Genomic DNA, 14,747 nt, shown 5'->3' with positions numbered 1-14,747 from the left:
TATGATGGAAATCTATAATAATATGAAAAGAGGTATTGGATATGAGCGCAGACGCGGAAATGCTTAATTTTATTTATCAAAATTCCCAGATGGGTGTCGAAACCTTAAATCAGCTGATTCCTATGATTGACAATGAGGCGTTTAAGAAACGGATTGAGGCGCAGCTTAAGGAGTACGAGCAGATTCATGAGGAAGCGAAAAAGCTTTTGAACCGCCATGGCTATGATGAGAAGGGAATCGGCGCCCTGGAAAAAATTATGGCCTACCTGATGATCGATATGAAGACCCTGATGGATAAGTCTTCCTCCCACATTGCGGAAATGCTGATTCAGGGCAGTAATATGGGGATTATTGATGCGGTCAAACGGATCAATCAGTATGAGAAAGAGGCGGAAAAGGAAGTGACGGCTCTGATGAAGCGGCTTCTTAAATTTGAGGAGAATAATGTGGAACGGTTGAAGGAGGCTCTCTGATGGGGTATAATGGCTTTATCCTGTGAGAAACGGAGTGCAGCCATGATACTGAGTGTGAGCAGAAGGACGGATATTCCACAGTATTATTCCGACTGGTTTTTCAATAGAATGAAAGAGGGATTTCTCTATGTGAAGAATCCGATGAACAGCCACCAGGTCAGTAAGATCATGCTTTCTCCCGACCTGGTGGATTTAGTGGTGTTCTGGACGAAGAATCCTGCTCCTATGATGAGAAGGATCGGAGAATTGGGAGAAATCCCGTATTACATACAGTTTACACTGACCGGATACGGCCGTGACATAGAACCGGGGCTTCCGGACAAACACGAGCTGATCCGTATCTTCCGCGAAACTGCGGAAACGGCCGGACGGGACCGCATGGTGTGGCGGTACGATCCGGTGCTTTTTAATGAAAGATACCCGGCGGAGTACCATTTCCGTGCGTTTGAAGCGATTGCAGAAGGAATCTGCGGCTGTACGGATAAGGTGGTCATCAGCTTCCTGGACTGCTATGGGAAGACGAAACGCAACATGAGGGGCATCCCTTTGGAGCTGCCGGATGAAGAGACCATGAAACGAACGGGTGAGAGGTTCGTAAAGACGGCGGAGAAGTACGGCATGACGGTGGAAAGCTGTGCGGAGACCGTGGATTTAAGCGAAGTGGGAGTCCGCCATGGAAGCTGTGTCGATCCGGCGATGATTGAACGCATTCTGGGCGTTCCGGTTCGTATGAAGAAAGATAAAAACCAGAGGCCGGAATGCGGGTGTGTGGAGAGCGTGGAAACGGGGGCGTATGATACCTGCCTTTGCGGCTGCAAATACTGCTACGCCAATGACAGTGAGGGCGCTGTCATGAGGCGGAGGGAAGAGTATGATGTGGATTCACCGCTGCTCTGCGGCAGGGTGGAAGAAGGGGACCGGATCACGGTGCGCAGGACGAGCCGGATTCTGACCGGAGAATAAAACCTGATCAGGGGGATACCAATGAAAAAACATTTAAGAATACTGTTTCCGCTGCTTTTAGGTCTGCTTGTGGCGATCAGCGCGGTCTCGATCGAGCGGATTTCGGATATTCGGGACTACGGGAAGCTGATAAATTATGTGGGAATCGTGAGGGGAGCTTCCCAGCGGGTGGTGAAGCTGGAGACGAACGGCCGCCCCGACGATGAACTGATCGGGTATGTGGATGATATCTTAGACGAGCTGGTGACCGGCCGCGGTGTGTATGGCCTGGTCTCCACCGACTGCAAGCTGTACCAGGTGAATTTAAATCTGCTGAAGGGGCAGTGGGAGACCGTGAGGGAAGAGATCGACGCTGTGAGGCAGGGGGAGAGTGCAGATCTTTTGATCGATTCCAGCGAGAGGCTGTTTGAGATAGCTAACAACACGGTTTTTGCCATAGAGCAGTATTCCAGCGATATGGCGGGAAGGACAGTGCGCATGATTTCGGCAACTGCGCTGGTCAGCGCCATCGCTTTTGCTTTTGCCATGTATTTTTACATAAGAAAATTCTTTCAATTAAAGGATACAAACGAAAAGCTGGAGGATTTGGCGTCCAGAGATGAGCTGACCGGGGCGTACCATACGGAGAAGTTTTACTCCGAGGTAAACCGTATACTGGAACGGAAAACCGATGCCAGATTCGCGGTTCTCTATATTGATTTCGAAAATTTCAAGTATGTAAACGACGTATTCGGCTACTCGTACGGGGACGAGCTGCTGAAAGACTACGCGCGGCTCATCATGAGCCGTCTGAAGGAAGAGGAACTGCTGGGCCGCGACGTGGCGGACCGGTTTGTACTCCTGCGCCGCTATGAGAGCCGGGAGGAGCTGCTCGAGACACAGAAACAGGTGGATGAAGAGTTCTTAAATTCTGCCCTTGTCATGTCGAACCGCCACATGATGACCATTGCATGCGGAATCTGCTGCGTGGAGGATCTGGTTGAGGAGCCGGAGGCGGTGATGATGGTCAACCGGGCCAATTTCGCCCAGAAGGAAGTCAAGAACAAACCGGGAAAGCACTATGCGTTCTACGGCGATGAGATCCGGCAGAAGCTGATCGCGGAGATGAAGGTGAAGGACCGCATGCAGGAAGGTCTGGATAATGAGGAGTTCGTCGTCTATATGCAGCCCAAGGTGGGCGTGGAGGATGGTGCCGTGAGAGGCGCGGAGGCGCTGGTGAGATGGGCGGTTCCGGGCAATGGCCTGCTCTCCCCTGGGCTCTTTATTCCGGTGCTCGAAAAGAATCATTTTATTGGAAAAGTGGACCGTTTCGTCTTCGAAAAGGTGTGTATATGGCTGCATGAACGCATGGAGAAAGGGCTGGCTGTGGTGCCGGTCTCCGTCAATGTGTCTAAAATACAGTTTTATAACCCGGATTTCATCCCGGTCTACGCCAGCATCAAGAAGCAGTACGGGATTCCTGACGGGCTGCTGGAGATTGAACTGACGGAGTCGGCCGCTTTTGAGCACGAGGAGTATCTGCTGCAGGTGGTGAGAGAGCTGCACGACTACGGATTTCTGTGCTCCCTCGACGATTTTGGCACCGGCTACTCGTCTCTGGGGCTTCTAAAAGATCTTCCTATCGATGTGCTGAAGCTGGATGGAGTATTTTTCCGTGTAAGCGTGGATGTGAACCGGGAACATACGATCCTGAAATATATTATCGACATGGTGAAAGAGCTGAATATCAGCACCGTAGCCGAGGGCGTGGAGCGTCAGGAGCAGATCGAATTCTTAAAATCCGTAGGCTGTGATCTGATTCAGGGCTTCGCATTCTATAGGCCGATGCCGATGGATCAGTTTGAAAAGGTGCTCGACGGAGAACAGTGATATGCGGTTTCGTGAAAATGATTTCGAGAAAATAAATGAAATTTATATTGACAAATGCAGGGAAATCTTGTAAACTTATTCGTGTTGTGAGTGAGAGGAGCAGCTGCTTCAAACTGATTCCGATTACGCACAGGACATCGCATGTCTGCCCAGATAGCTCAGTTGGTAGAGCAGAGGACTGAAAATCCTCGTGTCGTTGGTTCGATTCCGACTTTGGGCATTGTGCTCGCGAGAGTACATTTGAAATGCTTTTGGAATTTCCTTTGCGGGTGTAGTTCAATGGTAGAACACTAGCCTTCCAAGCTAGATACGTGGGTTCGATTCCCATCACCCGCTTTAGAAAATTTCTGTTGCATTTTCATGAGATGTATGTTATAATGCTTTTACGAAAAAGTTCATACTTTGTTTCATTGTTTATGCGCGAGTGGCTCAGTGGTGGAGTACAACCTTGCCAAGGTTGGGGTCGCGGGTTCGATCCCCGTCTCGCGCTCTTTTTATTTGGTGGCCGGAGGCCTGCAGTTTTGCAGGAGTCCGGTCTTTTTGTTTTATAAGTAAGTCGTCTGTGATATCAAAAAGTCCTCCTGTGATATCGAAAAGTCCTCCCGGCAGGCGTGGTCTGCCAGCAGGATTCTCTTTTACATTTCTTAAAAATCCGAAACTTTCCATTGAAATCTCACATAAAACCAATCATAATATGCAATAAAATTTCATAACAACCCCGTATAATTGACACAATTATTTCATATGCTATGATGAAGGAGAGGTAGGAAATATGGCAGCAAAAGGATTGCTGCTGCGTCTGAAAGACTATCAGGTCAAGGCAAGCGCAGCGGAAAAGAATGCAGTAACAATCATCTTAAATCATCCGGATATGGTGATTGGAAAGAGTATACACGAGTTTGCAGATTTGGCCTATGCGTCGCCGGCGACCATTATCAGACTCTGCAGAAAGCTGGGCTGCGCGGGATACCGCGATTTCCAGCATGCGCTTGTATACGAAAATGCTCTGTTTAAGGACAGCAGGGAGATATCTGTTCAGGAGATCATCCCCACGCCGTCGACAGAGGACATTATTCAAAAGGTTACACGAAAAAACATCGAGTCTCTTGAGACGTCAAGAAAGCTGGTAGAACCGGAGATTATTGACACCTGCGTCAAAATGATCGAAGAGAGCAGGATTATCCAGCTGTTTGGACTCGGTTCCTCCTTACTTGTTGCACGAGACCTGTATTTAAAATTGATACGTGTGGAGAAACTGTGTAATATCTGCGACGACTGGCACGCTCAGCTGCTGGCCGCAAGAACCATGAAAAGGGGCGATCTCGGTATCGTGATCAGCTATTCCGGACTGACGGAGGAGATGATCACCTGTGCCAAGGCTGCAAAAGCCAATGGCGCCAGAGTTATCGTGCTCACGAGGGCCGCTGATTCCAAGCTGGCAGCCGAGGCGGACTGCGTGCTGGCCGTGGCCGCTACGGAACTGATTCTGCGCAGCGGAGCCATGTCGTCCAGAATTTCACAATTAAACATGGTAGATATCCTCTATGTTGCCTATGTAAATAAACATTATGAGAGCTGCATGAGGAGTTTTCCGAAAACACACATTCAAAAACCATTGGAGGAATATTAGAATGCTTGATTTGACAAAGCTGACAACAGAGACAAGAAATGATAGAACCATGAATTTAGATCAGATGACTCCTGCTGAACTGGCGGCCGTGATGAATGAGGAAGACGGCAATGTCGTCAAAGCTGTAAAAGAGGTTATCCCGGAGATTGCCACAGCGATCGAATGGGCGACCGAAAGCTTAAATCGCGGCGGAAGAATCATTTACATGGGAGCAGGAACCAGCGGCAGGCTGGGAGTTCTGGATGCCGTTGAGTGCCCGCCCACCTTTGGAGTGTCTCCCGATCTGGTAGTTGGTCTGATTGCCGGCGGTGAAGGGGCGTTCGTAAAGGCGGTGGAAGGCGCGGAGGACAGTGAGACCCTGGGTGTACAGGAGTTAAGGGATTTGGCTCTCAACAAAAATGACATCGTGATCGGTCTCGCCGCAAGCGGAAGGACCCCCTATGTGATCCATGGTCTCGCATACGCTGATTCCGTTGGATGCAAAACGGTCGCAATCGCATGCAACCGGCAGTCAGAAGTAGGAAAGGCCGCGAAGCTTGCTATCGAGCCGGTAACAGGCCCGGAAGTCCTGACCGGTTCTACAAGACTGAAGGCCGGTACCGCCCAGAAAATGATTCTGAATATGATATCAACCGGCAGTATGGTGGGATTCGGAAAGGTATATCAGAATCTCATGGTGGACGTTCAGCAGACTAACGAGAAGCTGGTTGTAAGGGCTCAAAATATCACCATGACTGCCACCGGTTGTACGAGAGAAGAGGCGAAAGCCGCTCTTTCAGAGGCTGACGGTCATGTTAAAACGGCCATAGTCATGATCCTGCTGGGCTGCGGTGCAAAGGAAGCGAAGACGCATCTGGAGGCGGCCGGCGGTCATGTAAGGAATGCTTTATAACACATAATTGACGATCGGACAGAACGTCTGATCTTTAAAACAGGAGGGACCATATGAACTACAGGGAATTGAGTGAAAAGCTCCTCTCGCTGCTTGGCGGAAAAGACAATATTCTGGGCAATGCCGCGTGCATGACCCGTCTGCGCATCAGCGTGAGAGATTTAAGCATTGTAGATATCGAAGCAATTAAAAAAGTGGAAGGCGTGCTCGGCGTCGTGGAATCGGAAACGCTTCAGATTATCCTGGGGCCGGGAAAGGTTAATAAGGCGCTGGAGGAGTTCTCCAAGCTGACAGGGCTGCCCAAGGGTGCAGTCTCAGACGCCCCGGCTTCCGCCGGCGGAAATGTGGAGGATCTGGCTAAGGAAAATAAAGCCGCGCAGAAGGCCAAATACGATAAACCGCTCCAGAATTTTTTGAAGAAGATTGCCAATATTTTCGTAGCGCTTCTTCCGGGCATCATCGCAGCAGGTTTAATTAACGGAATCAGCAATGTTGTTAATGTTTCCACAGGCGGCGCGCTCAGCGGAATTTGGTGGTACGAATGCATCCGCACCATGGGATGGGCTCTGTTTGCCTATTTGCCAATCCTGGTCGGCTACAACGCCGCAAGAGAATTCGGCGGTTCCGCATCTCTGGGAGGAATTGCGGGCGCTATGTGTATCGCCAATACTGCGATGCCGCTTTTAGCCAAATATAACGACGCGCAGATTCTTCTGCCGATCACCGGTAATGTGTTCAACCCGGCAGCAGGCGGTATGCTGGCCGCTCTGATCGCAGGCGTATTTTTCGCATTCTTAGAGAAGCACATCCGTAAGATTATGCCTGATCTGATCGATACGTTTATCAGTCCTCTGCTCGTATTAATTATCGGCGGCCTTGTGATCCTTCTGATCATACAGCCGGTCGGCGCGGCTCTGACATCTGGTATTTATACTGTGCTGACATTTGTATATGAAAAACTCGGTGTTGTGGGCGGATATATCCTTTCGGCAGGCTTCCTTCCGCTGGTTGCAGTCGGGCTTCATCAGGCGCTGACGCCCATCCATGCCATGTTAAATGACCCGGCCGGCGCAACGCAGGGCATCAACTATCTTCTTCCTATCCTGATGATGGCGGGCGGCGGACAGGTAGGCGCAGGTCTGGCTCTCTACTTTAAGACAAAGAACAAAAAGCTGAAAGGCTATATCCGCGATTCGATCCCGGTAGGTATTCTGGGCGTGGGCGAGCCGCTCATGTATGCAGTAACGCTTCCGCTTGGTAAGTCCTTTATTACCGCCTGTTTAGGCGCCGGTGTCGGCGGTGTTCTCTCTGCGCTGTTTCATTTGGGAACCGTATCCCAGGGGGTATCGGGGCTGTTCGGCCTGCTGATCGTAAAGCCGGGACAGCAGATTCCATATATTATCGCTATGGCTGCGGCTTACGCCGGCGGTTTCATTTTGACCTGGTTCTTTGGTGTGGATGAGAAGCGGATCAACGAAGTCTATGGGGAATAAATTTATGAAAACAGGAATATCGCTCTATTTCAGCAATGGCGTGGAAAAGAACGAGGCGATAATCAGGAAAGCCCGGAAAGCCGGCATCAGATACGCGTTTACCTCCATGCACATCCCGGAGGAGACGGGCATCGATTATAGAGGAGATGCCAGAAAGCTTTTGGAGCAGTGCAGAGATGCAGGCATCAATCTGATTGTCGATGTCAGCCCGGTTACTTTAGAAAAGCTGGGCTGCGCCTCCTTCGATGAACTGCTGTCACTGGGGATTACCTATATCCGTCTCGACTTCGGATTTACAGCAGAGGAAACGGTTGCGCTTTCGGAAAAATTTCATATCGTTTTCAACGCCTCTACGATTTCACAGGAAGATATTCAGAACTGGGCGGCGGCAGGGGCAGATTTTACCCGCTTTGCCGCCTGCCACAATTACTACCCGAAACCATATACCGGTTTGTCACTTGACCGTGTAAAGGAGATGAATCAAAGGCTCAAAATCCTTGGCTTTACCACGATGGCATTTGTTCCGGGGAATTCCGAGCTGCGCGGCCCTCTCTGTGAAGGGCTTCCCACGGTGGAGGAACACCGGTTTTCCAGGGATGAGGTGCTTCTCCATATGCTGGAGCTGTACCAGGCGGATTCCGATATTGTTCTGGTGGGCGACAACGATGTGACGGAGGAGGTATGGACGCAGCTGGCTGCGCTGAGCAAAGGATACGTGGCCCTGCATGCGGATATACTGCCTGGTTATGAATTCGAGAGAGCGGTAATCCATCATGACCGGCCGGATTCCAGCGAATATGTGATCCGATCCCAGGAATCCCGTTTTAACTGCAGGGACCGGGTCATTGCGGGAGACACAGCGGGAGAGCCTTCCGGCCAGAGGCTGGCGGGAAAGATATGTATTGCCAATGAAGCGTATTTGCGGTACATGGGAGAGCTTGAAATTTGCAGGGTTGACATGCCTTCCGATCCGCGCGTGAATGTGATCGGACAGGTGGCCGTAAAGGACAGAAAATACCTACCGTATATCAGGGAAGGGATGGGATTTTATCTCTGCCCGGCTGACGGACAGTGATGAGAATCAGGAAGAAATCTTGTTTGACGGATTTCTTCCTGATTTTTTTGATTTCTGATTTCTACGAAGAAAGCTTGTCCTATGAAACACTCCCTGCCGCATTTCCTGTTGCAATTCCCCTCTGCCCTGTGATAAACTTTCCTCATAAACAGCCGTCGCCAAAGCGGCAGCGGAAACGGAAAGAAGGAGTGCCTGTTATGAATACGAAACTGGTTCGTTTTACAAAATATATGCTGGATGCCATGTTTTATATCGGGATTGTGCTGACTGCGGCCATCCCGGTGCTGTTTTATTTTTTCGGGAATTACATCGAGAGCTTCCGGAAATACTATGTGTTTCAATGCGTGATCTATATGGCTTCCGGCGTGATGGCGTTGTTCATCATAAAGGAGCTGCGGAGGATGTTTCTCACTGTCCTGACGGATAATCCGTTTGTCATGGAAAATGCCGGTTCGCTTAAAAAGATGGGCAAATGCAGTTTCATGATTGCGCTTCTCTCCATCATCCGCCTGCCGGTATCGCTCACTCCGGCGACGGCTGTCATCATTATCGTGTTTGCCATTGCCGGACTCTTTTCCATCGTGCTCTGCCAGGTGTTTGAGAAGGCGGTGCAGTACAAGCTGGAAAACGACTTGACAATATAGGAGGGATAGAATGGCGATTGTAGTAAATCTTGATGTCATGATGGCAAAGAGGAAAAAGGGATTGACGGAGCTTGCGGGCGAAGTGGATATCACCATGGCCAACTTATCCATTCTGAAGAATAATAAGGCGAAAGCCGTCCGTTTTACCACGCTGGAGGCGATCTGCAGGGCGCTGGACTGCCAGCCGGGAGACATTCTGGAATACGTTCCGGATGATCCGGCCGAGTAAATCACTGCCGCTCATGACTTAGGGAGCCGTTGTAAAAATATAAAAATAATTAAAAAAGTTTCCGAAAGTACTTGACAATATTAACTGTAACTTTTATAATAACAGTACAAACTGAAACAAATAAAATTACAGTTAATAACACTTTCAGGAGGCGATATGGGATTTTCAGTTGAAGTCGGAATACCGGCAATTACAGTATTTATTCAGGGACTTTTAAGCTTTTTCTCACCCTGCGTGCTGCCACTTGTACCGCTTTACATCGGATATCTGGCAGGAGGAACGAGGACCGTCGATGAAGAGGGACGCGTCCGGTATTCGAGAAAAAAAGTTATGATCAATACGCTGTTTTTCGTAATCGGCGTCAGCTTTGCATTTTTCCTGCTGGGCTTTGGATTTACGGCAGCGGGCCGGTTCTTTGGCAGCAACAGAACCCTGTTCGCACGGATCGGCGGCATTATCGTCGTCCTGTTCGGATTATTCCAGCTGGGTGTGTTCGGAAGCTCCGTGCTGGGGCAGGAACACCGGCTTCCTTTCCGGCTGAATCAGCTGGCGATGAACCCGCTCCTGGCATTAGTGCTCGGCTTTACCTTCAGCTTCGCATGGACTCCCTGTGTGGGACCTGCGCTTGCAAGCGTTCTTTTGATGGCTTCCTCGGCAACCTCCCAGGGGACCGGATTTTTGCTGATCGGCGTCTATACGTTGGGCTTCGTCATTCCGTTTCTGGCCGTGGGACTGTTTACCGGATCGGTGCTCGATTTCTTTAAGAAGCATCAGAATGTGGTGAAGTACACGACAAAGGCCGGCGGCGTGCTGATGATCGCCATGGGCGTTATGATGTTTACCGGCTGGATGAACGGAATTACCGGATACTTATCAAGCTTTGGCGTGGGCGGCCAGACCGTGACCGAGTCCCAGGCGCCTTCCGGCAGCGGAGACGGTACTCCTGATAGCAGAGAGACGGCGCCGCAGACCGAGACGCAGAATCCGGCTGATAACGGACAGAATCCGGATCAGAGCGCGGGACAGAGCGGGGATAACGGACAGAATACTGAAAGCGCGGCTGCCGGCGAGACAGAGAGCAGTCTTCCGGATACATCGGACCGTGTGGAAGCGCCTGATTTCACTCTGGTGGATCAGTACGGAGAAGAACATAAGCTCTCGGATTATAAGGGAAAAGTCGTATTTTTAAATTTCTGGGCGACCTGGTGTCCGCCATGCCGCGAGGAGATGCCTGATATCGAGGCTCTTTATAAGGAATACGGAGAGAATTCAGAGGATCTTGTCATTTTAAGCGTGGCAAATCCAAAAACGAAGGATAATCCGAACAATAATGACAAAACTATAGAAGAAGTGACAAAGTTTATGGAGGATAACGGATATTCTTATCCTGCACTTATGGACACAACGGGTGATGTTCTGTTACAATACTATATAACAGCATTTCCAACCACGTTCATGATTGACCGTGAAGGACGCGTCATCGGCTATGCAAGCGGCGCGCTGACAAAAGACATTATGAAAAATATAATTACACAGGCGCTTTCAGAAAGCGCAGAATAAGGAGGAACCATATTATGGCAGTAGTAACATTTACACAGGAAAATTTTGATCAGGAAGTATTAAAGAGCAGTGACATCGCGATCGTCGATTTCTGGGCGACCTGGTGCGGACCGTGCAAGATGTTTTCACCGATTATTGATGAGATCGCGGAGGAGAATCATCCGGGACTGAAGGTTGGCAAGGTAAATGTCGATGAGCAGCCGGATTTAGCCGGACAGTACCGCGTTATGAGTATCCCGACCCTGCTTGTATTCAAGGGCGGCAAGGTTGTAGCGACCAGCGTTGGCGTGCAGAGCAAGAAGGCCGTTCTGGATATGGTGGAAAAGGCCAGATAGCCGAAAATGGACTGCGTTAAGAATATGGATTATGGACCGCCGGTTGAGTGTCCGGTTCGGAAGAGATTCCGGGCCGGGCGCTTATCCGGCGGTTTTTTGTACTTTTAAACATATGGATTTCCGGCAGACACTGTGGTAAAATTTTCAGTATACATACAGAAAGCCGAAGTGAGGCAGCTGCAGGAAAGGAGGAGGCGTCATGGTGTTAAAACGGGAGGCGGCAGCATACAGGGCCTGGAAGGAGGGCGTGGTACACACGACTCTGAACCCGAAAGGGCCGGGCGCGGTGCGGATTCATCTGATTCCCCCGAAATATCGCCCCTTTGGAAAAAATCCTTATGCGATGATTCTAAATGGATATTACATTCTTCCTCTGGGATACTCCTGGGCGGTTCTCCTGGGGAATTTTATCCGTGAGGTGAACCGGTTTGACGGCCGTCCCATGGACGAAAAAGATATGGAAAAGGTCGTGACGGCGGCCGTGGATAGGACGGGTAAGTCGTACCGGGTGCCTGAGGAACAGCTGCGCGGCGATCTGGAGGAAATGCTGGTCATGCTCTACGGCGTCGCCTGCGGAGAGGAACCCTCCGGGGAGATCGAACCGCTGTCCCTGCGGGAGTATGCGCCCCATATGACGGCGCCCCACCGGATGGATCTGATGGTGAGCGCCATGACGAAGGCGGACGGAGGCTGGAACTGTAATTTGCAGTGCCGCCACTGTTACGCCGCCGGACAGCCGGAGGCAGAGGGAAAAGAGCTTAATACGGAGCAATGGAAGAAAATTATCGACAGGCTGAAAAGTGCCGGTGTGCCGCAGGTTACCTTTACGGGTGGGGAACCGACGCTGCGCAGGGACTTAGTGGAGCTGGTGGAGTACTCCCGGTGGTTTGTGACGCGCCTCAATACCAATGGAATCCTGCTTACGCCGGATTTATGCCGGGAGCTTTACGAGGCCAGCCTGGACAGCGTACAGATCACGCTTTATTCCTGGGACAGCGGGATTCACGATTCCCTTGTCGGCCGGAAAGGCGGCTTTCACGGAACCACAGAAGGCATCCGGAACGCATTAAACGCAGGGCTTAATGTCAGCGTGAATACGCCGCTGTGCAGGGACAACCAGGATTATGGGAAGACTCTGGCATTTTTAAACGGACTGGGGGTCCGGTATGTCACCTGCTCCGGACTGATCGAGACGGGCAACGCCTCCTCCGGCGGCTCAGTCTCCAGCCAGCTGTCCGTCAGGGAGATGGGAGAAATCCTGACAGCGGCGGCGGACATCTGCCGGGAAACGGGGATGGAGATCGGTTTTACGTCACCCGGCCGGGCGGAGGTGAAGCTCTTAAAGCGGCTGGGAATACCGGTGCCCATGTGCGGCGCCTGTCTGTCCAACATGGCCGTGACGCCCGACGGGCTGGCGGTTCCGTGTCAGAGCTGGCTGGGCGGTGTGGTTCTGGGGGATATGAAAAAGGATTCCTGGAAAAGCATCTGGAACCATGCGATGTGCAAGAAAATCCGGGCCATGGGAGAAGAGGAAAGCCTGTTCTGCCCGCTCAGAACCGGGAAATCCGAAAAGGGTGGTGATACGTAATGGGCAAATCCAGGGCAAAAGCCAAGGAAGAGGAAAAGAAAAAACTGAAAAAAGAGAGAATCCGGAAGGCCCTGATTCTGGCGGCCATCGGTCTGGCCGTACTGATCGTGTATCTGATTATCGCCTGTATGCCGTTAGATGAGATGACGGACTACCGCGTTCACGTGACGCCCCAGGACGATGGAAGCCTGGAGATTACATACAGCTATGAGTGGAAGGTCTTAAATGATTCAAGGGAGGGACCTCTCAGCTGGGTGAAGCTGGGCATGGCGAATCCCAACTATGTGGTAAAGGAGTTTGGCGGAGCGGCCGGTGGAATCCGTTACCAGCCGTCAGAATCTTCTGAGAATCCCATGCTGGAGCTGAATCTGGACCGGTCCTATTACAAGGGGGAGACGGCCCGCTTCTGGTTTACGGTACATCAGAGAAACATGCTGTGTGAGAACAGCGCCGACCCGGAAGAGCCATTTTACGATTTCACACCGGGCTGGTTTGATGAAATGCGTGTAAAGCATTACGAGTTTACCTGGGAGCAGAGGCGGAATATCCTGACTCATAACGCAGACCGGACGGAAGACGGAGATCTGGTGTGGGAGGGGGCCCTGAAAAAAGGGGAGAGCAGACAGATGAAGCTGACCTGCGCCCTGGAGGGCTTCCGGCGGCCGGAGCTGGTTGTCTGGAGGGAGTACCGCAATGGCGTGGAGGGGGACAGCCCCATCGTCGGAGCCATTACCATCGTCCTGGTTTTCGGTGTGTTGTGCGCTGTATTCGGCTTCCTGGGGGATTCCGACCAGAGCCATTACAACGGAGGCCGCGGCTATCACGGCTATCACGGGCCACGAAGCGGAGGCGGCTGTGCGTGCGCCTGTGCCTGTGCGGGCTGCGCGTGTGCCTGCGCCTGCGCGGGAGGCGGAAGAGCCGGATGCAGTAAGAAGGATTTCTATCATACGGCAGATAAAAAAGAAGAGAAATAGCGGAAAAAGCCTAAAAATTTTTTAGAATTTGAATAAAAAAGTGGGAATCGGGGTAAGATATAGCAAACCGGCTCCCCTTTTTTTGTACTAAAAAATGTACAAAACCCCGCAATTTGTATACCATCCAATATTATCCAGTAAAATTTACGTACATAATAGACAAAATCAAAATTTTTAGGTATAATACCATGTATATGTGCAAAATGCAGAAAGCAGGTGGATTCATGCGCCATAAAAAGAGCGTAATGAGGAATATGATGATGGTTACCCAACTGGGTCTCAGCGTCATGGTGCCTGTGTTTGTCTGTATTCTTGCCGGCAGCTGGATTGACCGGCATGCCGGGACGAACCTGACGATTTTTCTGATGTTTCTGGGATTTCTGGCAGGCGGATGGAACGGCTACAAGGTAGCCATGACAACGCTTCGGATGAATGAACAGGAAGAGAAAAAAGAGGATCAGGAGGCACGTCGGGAGCAAATGGGAGAGCCGCGTCCGCCGGTGCATAAGCCGAAGCAGAAGAGCCGCGTAAGGAGACATGAGGATGATGAAAAGCTTTAGAAAACAGGAGGATTTGTGAATTGGGGAAGGAAACAAAGAATCTGGTGCTTGAGGTTTCATCCGGAATCGTGATTTTTACCGTGGCAGCCATGCTGGTTGCGCTTATTGTGTATCCGAAGCCGTCGGTTTTTGCCGGGCTCCTGCTGGGGATGGTCCTGGCTCTTGCCATGTTTTTTTCCATGGCGGAGGTGCTGGACCGCTCCATGAAGACGGAAGATTCGAAGACTGTCCAGAAAAGGACGGTGATCAGTTCGGTCATCCGCTATGTCGTGCTTTTTGCTGTTCTGGTTATCGTCGTGGTCTGGTTTCCGGATCAGGTCAATGCGGTTGCCCTAGTAATCGGAGTCCTTGGACTCAAGGCTGGTGCATATCTGCAGCCGGTTATACACAGGATCGTGTCACGTGGGAAAAAAGAGGAGTAATTTTCGTGGACAGGAGCCGGTGTGATCAAGTAAGAAAGGA

15 protein-coding genes and 3 tRNA genes are annotated in these 14,747 nt (G+C 50.9%); all 18 read left to right on the top strand.

Annotated elements, in window-relative coordinates; genetic code table 11:
- The first annotated feature begins 41 nt into the window (after positions 1-41).
- The 18 genes from ACLTD4_RS07220 (at position 42) to ACLTD4_RS07135 (ending at position 14,707) form a co-directional block, all read left to right on the top strand.
- Positions 42-473, top strand: coding sequence for a hypothetical protein (locus ACLTD4_RS07220; RefSeq protein WP_002605144.1), 432 nt, complete (start codon positions 42-44; stop codon positions 471-473).
- A gap of 42 nt (positions 474-515) precedes the next feature.
- On the top strand, positions 516-1,436 hold the full coding sequence (locus ACLTD4_RS07215) for a DUF1848 domain-containing protein (protein ID WP_117623051.1): 921 nt from the start codon (positions 516-518) through the stop codon (positions 1,434-1,436).
- Between the two features lie 21 nt (positions 1,437-1,457).
- A complete protein-coding gene (locus ACLTD4_RS07210) occupies positions 1,458-3,305 on the top strand; it encodes a putative bifunctional diguanylate cyclase/phosphodiesterase (protein WP_117623014.1) in 1,848 nt (615 codons plus the stop codon).
- 147 nt (positions 3,306-3,452) lie between these two features.
- Positions 3,453-3,525: transfer RNA gene (locus ACLTD4_RS07205), tRNA-Phe, on the top strand.
- Between the two features lie 45 nt (positions 3,526-3,570).
- Positions 3,571-3,641 (top strand) — tRNA-Gly (locus ACLTD4_RS07200).
- A gap of 82 nt (positions 3,642-3,723) precedes the next feature.
- A tRNA-Gly gene (locus tag ACLTD4_RS07195) sits at positions 3,724-3,795 on the top strand.
- Between the two features lie 282 nt (positions 3,796-4,077).
- Complete coding sequence (locus ACLTD4_RS07190) at positions 4,078-4,935, top strand: MurR/RpiR family transcriptional regulator (RefSeq protein ID WP_055659149.1); 858 nt, start codon at positions 4,078-4,080, stop codon at positions 4,933-4,935.
- A gap of 1 nt (position 4,936) precedes the next feature.
- Complete coding sequence (gene murQ / locus ACLTD4_RS07185; RefSeq protein ID WP_117623015.1) at positions 4,937-5,827, top strand: N-acetylmuramic acid 6-phosphate etherase; 891 nt, start codon at positions 4,937-4,939, stop codon at positions 5,825-5,827.
- Between the two features lie 53 nt (positions 5,828-5,880).
- A complete protein-coding gene (locus tag ACLTD4_RS07180; protein WP_055659146.1) occupies positions 5,881-7,320 on the top strand; it encodes a PTS transporter subunit EIIC in 1,440 nt (479 codons plus the stop codon).
- A gap of 4 nt (positions 7,321-7,324) precedes the next feature.
- Positions 7,325-8,395, top strand: a complete 1,071-nt coding sequence (locus ACLTD4_RS07175) for a MupG family TIM beta-alpha barrel fold protein (protein ID WP_055659220.1) — start codon at positions 7,325-7,327, stop codon at positions 8,393-8,395.
- 197 nt (positions 8,396-8,592) lie between these two features.
- A complete protein-coding gene (locus tag ACLTD4_RS07170; RefSeq protein WP_055659218.1) occupies positions 8,593-9,039 on the top strand; it encodes a DUF2975 domain-containing protein in 447 nt (148 codons plus the stop codon).
- Between the two features lie 10 nt (positions 9,040-9,049).
- Complete coding sequence (locus tag ACLTD4_RS07165) at positions 9,050-9,268, top strand: helix-turn-helix domain-containing protein (protein ID WP_025530931.1); 219 nt, start codon at positions 9,050-9,052, stop codon at positions 9,266-9,268.
- A 156-nt stretch (positions 9,269-9,424) separates the two neighbouring features.
- Positions 9,425-10,828, top strand: a complete 1,404-nt coding sequence (locus ACLTD4_RS07160) for a cytochrome c biogenesis protein CcdA (RefSeq protein ID WP_117623016.1) — start codon at positions 9,425-9,427, stop codon at positions 10,826-10,828.
- Positions 10,829-10,842: 14 nt separating this feature from the next.
- Positions 10,843-11,163, top strand: coding sequence for a thioredoxin (trxA, locus tag ACLTD4_RS07155; RefSeq protein ID WP_002605134.1), 321 nt, complete (start codon positions 10,843-10,845; stop codon positions 11,161-11,163).
- Between the two features lie 199 nt (positions 11,164-11,362).
- Positions 11,363-12,751 (top strand): radical SAM protein, encoded by a 1,389-nt coding sequence (locus ACLTD4_RS07150; RefSeq protein ID WP_117623017.1) that lies wholly within the window; start codon positions 11,363-11,365, stop codon positions 12,749-12,751.
- Complete coding sequence (locus ACLTD4_RS07145) at positions 12,751-13,725, top strand: hypothetical protein (RefSeq protein WP_117623018.1); 975 nt, start codon at positions 12,751-12,753, stop codon at positions 13,723-13,725. The genes ACLTD4_RS07150 and ACLTD4_RS07145 overlap by 1 nt, the downstream gene beginning before the upstream one ends.
- 224 nt (positions 13,726-13,949) lie before the next feature.
- Positions 13,950-14,285, top strand: coding sequence for an AtpZ/AtpI family protein (locus tag ACLTD4_RS07140; protein WP_055659138.1), 336 nt, complete (start codon positions 13,950-13,952; stop codon positions 14,283-14,285).
- Positions 14,286-14,305: 20 nt separating this feature from the next.
- A complete protein-coding gene (locus tag ACLTD4_RS07135) occupies positions 14,306-14,707 on the top strand; it encodes an ATP synthase subunit I (protein WP_002605130.1) in 402 nt (133 codons plus the stop codon).
- Positions 14,708-14,747: the final 40 nt, after the last annotated feature.

This window comes from Hungatella sp. (genome assembly GCF_046966825.1).
The sequence above is the reverse complement of the archived record's forward strand: the minus strand, read 5'-3'. Positions and strand labels throughout refer to the sequence as shown.